Below are 7,902 nucleotides of genomic sequence, written 5' to 3' on the forward strand. Positions count from 1 at the left end.
GCGAGGGAAAAAACCACCTCCTCACCCCAGAAAAATAAAAAGAGGTCGTGGAATAAGCATGCAGTATGGGTACCAAGTTGTCTCCGTTAACCTCGTTATTTTTAAGAAAAAATTGAAGGGCTTCAAAAAGGCCCTTCTTCCACGGAGGGAAATTTGTATGGCAGAGTTTAAAATATCCTCTGTTTTTCGGCAAACTTGCAGGCAAAAAAGCGCTTGATATAAAAAATCCAAATCGCAGACAGACTGCAGAGAATAGGACACTCTTGGACGAAAAATACGTTTTAGCGCAGCATTAAAAGAGATAGAGGTATCCAAGACAATGTGTCAAAAGTTTGCGAAGTTTTTTTATTTTATCAAAAAAATAACATAAGGATGTCTTCTCTATACCGTTACAACGATAGCTTCATGTTTTTACATATCGGTTACGAAATTATCTAACATCAAAAAATTGTAAAATCGTACAGAAGAATAATCCTGCAACAAAACAACATGCTCGCTGCACCAAAAAGCTAAACAAAAGCGATTTTCCAAACCCTAAATCTTGCTAAAAACATGAGGTGTAGATCATCAAAATCGATCGTACCTTATCGATATCTCTTACGGATAAAACATAAGTCAGCTTTTCATATGGTTCTTAGAATGAATACTTTCATCTCAATGGCATCAAGAATTATGACAAAGTGTGATCTCTATCATAATACATTCCGTAATTTTTATAATATATCAATAAAATTCCATAAAAAAACCGTACAAAAAACACAAATATTGATTTCGATAGGCATGGATAGCATGAAATCTTCGAAGATCGTTTGAATCGATATCTCTCTTTGTACAGAAGCTATCAAAACGTGAAGGTGAAGAGCATGCTAATTTTTTAAAAAGGATATATGCATGAAAAAAAATCAACAATACTCTTCTTCTCAATTTTTTATAGAAGAATTAAGGCAACTCTATGGGCAACTTATTGTAGGAACATCTACCGCTAAAGAACACGCCACTGAGGAGCGCCATATAATACGTGATTCGGACGGAGAACTATCCTACTTATCAGAAGTGTCGCTTGCACATAAAGTGTGGCGTGATCCGCAGATCATGGAGTGTGCACAATCAATAGTCCGTTTGTCAAAAGCTGTTTATGGGAACGGGAATGTTTTTCAGAAAGAAATGAGAGATATTTTAAAAAATCCTGCTCGGGGAGATGAGATTTCATGGCGATTTGCGGTAAAACCTGAATCTTTTCATAAATTGGCCGGTATAAATGCATGTGGTTTAAAAAATAGAACACGCACAAATGCTGAGCAAAGTATTACGCCCTTATGCAGCGCCCTCGAGCAGTATACACAAATGGTAGTACATAAACGAGATCAATTGCTTTCTCAAACACAACAAAAAAGTGGTGAACAGTCGGCAGAATGTGCAACACCAACCCAACCTCTGCAAAAATTACCCTATCGCGCTGAAAGAGGAAAAGGGCCTCTCGTAAATAGTGCAGTTATTGAAATGTTGCCAATGCTCTCATCAGTCCGAATGTATGAAGAACAAATTAAATTTTGGTGTACAAAGGTGTATGGAAATGCAAACATTTTAACGAAAACAATGATGGATATTCGGGAAAATCCAGCTACCGGTGATGATCTTTTACGTCAAGTTAAAAACAACGTTGAATCTATTCATAAGTTGTCTGGTATAAAGATATGTGGATTTAAAAATAAAACACGCAAAAACGCTGAAAGTAGTATCACCTCTCTGTGTAACAACATTAAACTTTATACTGATGTCGTAAGACAAGCCAAGGAACATATTGCACAGAGTCATGAAACGCGTCAGGAACGTTATAGTGCATCAGAAGTGACACAAAATATTCATCCTGTCGAAGAAAGACATCGTACCGCTCCACAACAAGAATGCTCACGCGCAATTAAGCCTGTAAAAACCGTAGCCTTTGTTCTATGAGCCTACGTCCTATGGCTTTTGTCCTATATTGAATGCCGACCATTTCATCTGCATTACGTCGGTGATTATGGTAAAATCTTACAAAAAAATTTAGAAAAGACAGGCATTCATAAGAGACAGACAATTGGCTGTAAATGAGCTGGGGAATCTGAGATTTTGGGGATCATTTAAATTGATATTCCCCTTTGTATAAAAATTACAAAAGCATAAAGCTAAAAAATACATCAAAAGATATCCTGAATGTAATTCTTAAAAGGAGATATATATGAAAAAAAATTTTTCTTCTTCCGCACACTTTTCTATAGAAGAATCAAGGGGATCCAGTGAACAATCCGTTAGAGGGGCATCTGTTTCTGGAGATCTTCATACTGTAATACCTGCTCTACAAGAAGAAGAAACTAATCACTCTGAGAGAGGAATTGTAGATGAATTACAGAAAAATCCTTTGATCTCAGTACATGTAAATGCCGTAAGAAATTGGTCTGAAATAGCTTTTGGTGAAGAGGGTATTTGTGATGAAATAATAACAAAAATTCTAGAAGATCCTTCTAGAGGCAATAGGGTTTTATGGGCAATTGCGTTAAATCCTCAATCTATTTATAAGTTGGCTGGTAAAAATATTTGTGGCTTTAATGATAGAGCACGTAAAAATGCCATGGAAGGTTTAAGTTTTCTCCATGATGCCATTTATGGTTTAGTAAAAACTTCAAAACATGCGCACAACAGGATGGAATCCCAAAGAGGACAAAGCGACCATGAAAAACCAATACAGGGTATAGAGGCAGTCGAAAGTCTGCTGAAATCATATAAGAGTGTTAAAAAAATAGATGTTTTCGATAAGATAACAATAGAAGTATTTAAACGAAATTTATTTATTCAAAAACGTAAAGAAGAAATCAACTATTGGTGTGTAAAGGTATTTGGACGTTCAGATGTTTTAAACGAAGCCGTTGACAAAGTTACACAAAATCCTCGTAAAGTTTTTTCTCTCTTGCGTCAACTTACACACAATCCTGAAACGTACCATAGTCTTGCTGGTTTTAATATGTGTGGTCTTAAAAGCAAAGAGCGTAAAAAAGCCGAATCGAATATGGCGCATCTGAAGAACTGTCTTTGGTCTTATAGTGGTATTTTAAGATCCGCAAAAACATTTCTTCAGATAGAACATAGTGAACAACAAGAACGTGGTGATGTATTACACAATCAAACATTAGCAGCTGTTGCACAAAATATTCAGCACGCAAGAGCAGAACATCATTCTGCTCCACAACAAGAACGACCACGTAGAGGTGAATCTGGAAGGATGGCTTTGGCTATGTGAGTTTGTATCATCTTTTACTTTGAATCTAGTCTTTTAGCACAGGTTTTTTTGCATGAATTGCGCTCAGTTTCTTATGTGGTCTTGTAGAAAATACCTTAAAAATAGGGTCCATAATTTAGATGTATTCGTATAACTTCATAAGGAAAAATACATATTAAGGATACAATCGTACTAAAATAAATGCAAGATTGATAATGATCTTTCGTGTAAAAACTATCAAAGCATAACAGTAGAGAGCACACTAAAAGGACTCTCTAAAATAATTTTGCAAAAAGATCTTCACAGAAAGGTATCACTTATAGCTTTTTACACAAGTGAGCCCAAAAAACCTTTACGCAGTTCGTTCATAAAATAACAAAGAACGGCACACAAAACCCAGAAAATTTGTATATTTAAAGATAATCATAGAAAGAGCAACAATGCCGCTTTTATCAAAGCAGATTCTTAACGAACTTCGAAACAATTCAGACGTCCTGCAAAGTCAAGAAAAAGTCAAATCTTTGTCCGAAATTGTTTATGGTAATGCAAATACTTTAGAAGAGGAAATGACTAAAATTCTTGAAAACCCTGTAAAGGGACCTAAACTTCTCGTGAACATGGCGCAAAATCCTGAGAGTTTTTGTAGCTTTGCTGGTCTAAAAATACTTGGTATAAGAAGCAATGCACGCAAACATGCTGAAAAACATTTTTGGACTTTATATAATGCTCTGGAACAGTTTGTACGGACTGTACAAGAAGTACACGAAGACATTATCCTTAATCAGAGAAAACAAAAAGATCTTCATCAGCAGGAACAACCAAAAGAAGCAGCTGTAAAAAAACTGCAACAGGTAGGAAATATGCAAAAGTCCGGTTGTTCGCGAGACATTCATCCACGTAAAACTACTGATAAAAGCAGAGTGATGTAAGCACGTATTATGGAGTAATATCTCATTTTGCCTTTCAGTCTACTCTTTTTGCGCAAGCTATCTTATGTGAATTGCGTCGAGGATTATAGGGGAATATCACAAAAAATATCCATCAAAATAGATTCTGTTATTTTATTATATATTGATAGTATTTTCATAAAAAAACCATATTTAAAGGCACAAGTACAAATTGTGGTTCGTTATATGTAGTGCAAATTTTTGAAAGTTCCAGTTAATCTCTTCTTTTTTCAAATACTGTTAAAATATAAAGGTGTAGAATGCGCCAAAGAGGTCTTCTAGAATTGTTTTGAAAGGAAGTGTGCATGAGAAAATATACCCTCTCCGATTTGACACAATCCACCTCACAAGGCCTTGATGTAGGAGTCTACAGGCCACTCGGCGAGGCAAATCTTTCCGAGCCACGCAGCAAGCAGCAGTATGTACGCCCTCCCAAAAAAAGCTCCAGAAAGGCTGTTTCCAGGGGTTCCGTTCCGCTCTATAATACGATGTCGCCCATGAAAAGACAAATTTTTGAACGGGTTCAAAGGGATTCAAAAGTTCGAGAATGTGTGGATCGTATTCATCATCTTTGCGATATTATTTATGGCAATCCAGGCATTTTAAATAATCGGGTTACAGGAGTGATGGCGAGCCCTGTAAGAGGAAAGGATTTTTTATTAGATATTTCAAATGATCCTAGGAGTGTTGGTGCATTGTCTGGTGTAAAAATACTTTGTATTAAAAGTCGTGCACGCAAGAGAGCTGAAGAGCATGTACATTCATTGTGTGATGCTTTTGAAGAGTTGGTAGGGGTTGTGAATGCGGCGCATGGTGAAATTATCCGTAAGATCGCAGCACAAAGAGAGTATGTGGGGTTAAAAACCTCAGAAAAAATGGCTATGGACAGTGCCCGTTATAAAAGGTCAGAAGATCGTTCTGCTCTAAAGCAACAGGGGGATTCGTGTAAATTGAAGAAAAAGGTTACTTTTGCTATGTGAAAGCACATAATTTCTTATTGTTTATCTGATTTTTTTGGAGTGGTAGGATATTGTAGAAGATATTCATCAGAATGGTTTTTCTGATTTTAATTTATATATTATTTCTCGTAAAGAACATACAAAAAACATAAAACCCAGTCATGAGAGAAGAGAGGCCCTCCTTCATGTAAAACTATCAAGGTATAAGCATAGAGAGTGCATCAAGGAGGTTTTGAAGTAATCCTTGAAAGGAAATATGTATGAAAAAACACCACCAACACTCTTCTGAAAAACGTAAATTAGAGAACTCTCGTGCAAGTGCTTCTTCCCAAAGTGAAGAAGGGGTTTTTGCGCTTGAGAAAGGTAAAGAAATATCATTAACAGAAGGGATTGTGGTCGGTGATAAATCTGAAAAGGCAAAGATCCTTTCGCAAAGGATAGGAAGTGCTTTATCAGACGAGGAAATTACGCGCCTAATTTCACATAATCCATTAGTTAAGGCATGTGAAGAGGAAATTTCTCGTTGGTCTGATCTTGTTTTTGGCAAAAGAGATATTTTACAGGAAAAAGTTGAGGAAATACGAGGAAACCCAGCTTTAGGAGCGGATCTTTCATGGCAACTTCTAGGATATCCTAGCAATCTCTCTAAATTTGCTGGTACCAATGTATGTGGCATAAAAAATGGGGCACGCAAACAAGCTGAAAAGAGTTTACCTTTCTTGTGTGACGTTGTTAAGTGTTACACAGAGGCCGTAAGACTTGCAAGAGACGATCTGTCTCATTCCCCGCAAGAAGAATTAGGGCGCTATGAGCGACACATAGGCACCAGGGCAATGTCCCAAATTTTGAAAACCCCCTATCATTCTGGAGATTCACAAGAATTCCTTTCGGATGCAGAAGTTATTGAAATGGCTCAACAACGTTCTGCAGTCAGAAGATATCAAGAACGAATAAAATATTGGTGTGGCATAGTTTTCGGAAAGCAAGGTGTTTTGAACGAACAGATAGAGTGTATATTCGAAAATCCTTCTGTAGGAGCCAGACTTACACAGCAACTTACAGAGAATTGTCAGTCATTTCATAAACTTGCCGGTATGGAGTGCTGTGGTTTTAAAGATCGAGTACGCAGACATGCTGAGGCAGGTTTTCCGCAACTGTTAAACGCTATTGACAGTTTTGCAGATACTGTAGAGCAGGTAAAAGCAAGCATTTTACAGGAGCATCAAGAAAAACAAGAACGCCGTGAACAATCTGCCGAATTAGCCGGAACTTCTAGACATGAGCGTGAAAGAGTACAAAGTGTTCAACCACGCAAGGTTTCGGAATCAAAAACACTCGCTCTCGCTAGCTAAGTAGGCGTGAGATAAGTTTTAGCTTTCAACCTGGTTTTTGACGCAAATCCCGCGAAGCGATTTGCGTTAAAGGTTGTGGGTAGTATCTGGAGAAGTTCTACAGGAATCTTCCATTATGAGAACTAAGCGATTGATTAAACTGTGTCACTATATGTGGTTACAAATACGGATTACAATTCACACGGAGTTACTACCCTTCTTCGCATAAAAAACTGAAAAATAAAAGTGAGGCAAATATAAAAAAGGTTTTTTAAAATTATTAAATATTGGGAAATTTTGAAAGGAAAAATGCATGAAAAAAAAACCCTCCCCTTTTGAAGTCCAGAAATCAGAACAGAGTGGTGCGCAGTCTCCCTCAGCGCAGCCAACTACAGCGACACAAGAACCCGTATACGATACACCTCCTACTCCCCGTCCACTGCACCCAATAGATGCTACACACCCCCCAGTAGGAGAGATGGAACCCATATACGGTACACCTCCTTCACCTGGCGCATCTTCTTTAAGCAGTCAAGATCCCGAATCTCTATACGATAAACCCCCTTCCCCTCGTCCACTTGCCCCAGACCCTGATGCGCTAAACGCTGCTCAAACCCAAGAGCCGGAATCCGTATATGATTCACCTCTTTCAAACCGCCCACTCTACTCACAAGGTGGTTCTTTAGAGGATATATACGCTGCACCTTCTTTTCCCGGTCAACCCTCTCATGTAAGGCAGGAGGTTATATACGATCTGCCTTCTTCTACACACACTTGGCCCCCAAAAGGTAAAAAGCGATACGCTGCATACGATAAAGACTTTACAGCCTCTTCTTCAGAAGACGGTGCTCTAGATACTAGACCAAGTCCAGAGAAAGAGCCTATATACGCAACTGTTAATAAAAAAGGCCAGACGCATCAAAACGTTAAACAGCCAAATGTTGATAATTCTGATCCTGATCTATCTGTTCCTCCAGCATTGCCGCCACGCTCGCAAGAGGTGCTGTCAGATCTTGAGTTTGAACCAGGTGATCCATCCGTATACGAGCCGATGCCAGGCAGTCCATCCGCGAGAGCTTCCATGGACCAAAGCTTCTTCCAAAGTAGAGGGCCAAGTTTTGAGTCTGATACAAGTAGTAGTGGCGGATACGAATTTATACCAAATAAGCCAGTGAGGGCGGATTCCGTAGATGCAGCGCATTCAAGCGGTAGAGAGCAAGACTTTGGACCTGCTCCAGATGATGAGCCCATATACGCGTCTATTCCGGACATACAAGCCGGCATGGCCAGTTGGATAGCTTCCTCAGATGCAGCATCCTCAAGAGGCAGAGAGCAAGACTTTGGACCTGCTCCAGATGATGAGCCCATATACGCGTCTATTCCGGACACACCAATCGGCGCGACTGGCGGGG

At 38.7% G+C, this 7,902-nt stretch carries 6 protein-coding genes; all 6 read left to right on the plus strand.

Annotated features, from left to right (window positions below):
• Positions 1-891: 891 nt before the first annotated feature.
• On the plus strand, positions 892-1,953 hold the full coding sequence (locus J7R07_RS07790; RefSeq protein WP_208436297.1) for a BID domain-containing T4SS effector: 1,062 nt from the start codon (positions 892-894) through the stop codon (positions 1,951-1,953).
• Between the two features lie 265 nt (positions 1,954-2,218).
• On the plus strand, positions 2,219-3,274 hold the full coding sequence (locus J7R07_RS07795; RefSeq protein ID WP_208436298.1) for a BID domain-containing T4SS effector: 1,056 nt from the start codon (positions 2,219-2,221) through the stop codon (positions 3,272-3,274).
• A gap of 419 nt (positions 3,275-3,693) precedes the next feature.
• A complete protein-coding gene (locus tag J7R07_RS07800) occupies positions 3,694-4,182 on the plus strand; it encodes a BID domain-containing T4SS effector (RefSeq protein ID WP_208436299.1) in 489 nt (162 codons plus the stop codon).
• A gap of 323 nt (positions 4,183-4,505) precedes the next feature.
• Positions 4,506-5,180, plus strand: a complete 675-nt coding sequence (locus tag J7R07_RS07805; protein WP_208436300.1) for a BID domain-containing T4SS effector — start codon at positions 4,506-4,508, stop codon at positions 5,178-5,180.
• Positions 5,181-5,419: 239 nt separating this feature from the next.
• On the plus strand, positions 5,420-6,511 hold the full coding sequence (locus J7R07_RS07810; protein WP_208436301.1) for a BID domain-containing T4SS effector: 1,092 nt from the start codon (positions 5,420-5,422) through the stop codon (positions 6,509-6,511).
• A 292-nt stretch (positions 6,512-6,803) separates the two neighbouring features.
• Positions 6,804-7,902 (plus strand): hypothetical protein (locus J7R07_RS07815; protein ID WP_208436302.1); only part of this gene is annotated, 1,099 nt, incomplete at its 3' end.

Source organism: Bartonella phoceensis, from assembly GCF_902825145.1.
In the GTDB taxonomy this organism is placed as follows: Bacteria; Pseudomonadota; Alphaproteobacteria; order Rhizobiales; family Rhizobiaceae; genus Bartonella; species Bartonella phoceensis.

Bases quoted from the DNA above. Each gene is read 5' to 3' on its own strand.
- J7R07_RS07790 (WP_208436297.1), top strand. From the start codon at position 892: ATGAAAAAAAATCAACAATACTCTTCTTCTCAATTTTTTATAGAAGAA.
- J7R07_RS07795 (WP_208436298.1), top strand. From the start codon at position 2,219: ATGAAAAAAAATTTTTCTTCTTCCGCACACTTTTCTATAGAAGAATCA.
- J7R07_RS07800 (WP_208436299.1), top strand. From the start codon at position 3,694: ATGCCGCTTTTATCAAAGCAGATTCTTAACGAACTTCGAAACAATTCA.
- J7R07_RS07805 (WP_208436300.1), top strand. From the start codon at position 4,506: ATGAGAAAATATACCCTCTCCGATTTGACACAATCCACCTCACAAGGC.
- J7R07_RS07810 (WP_208436301.1), top strand. From the start codon at position 5,420: ATGAAAAAACACCACCAACACTCTTCTGAAAAACGTAAATTAGAGAAC.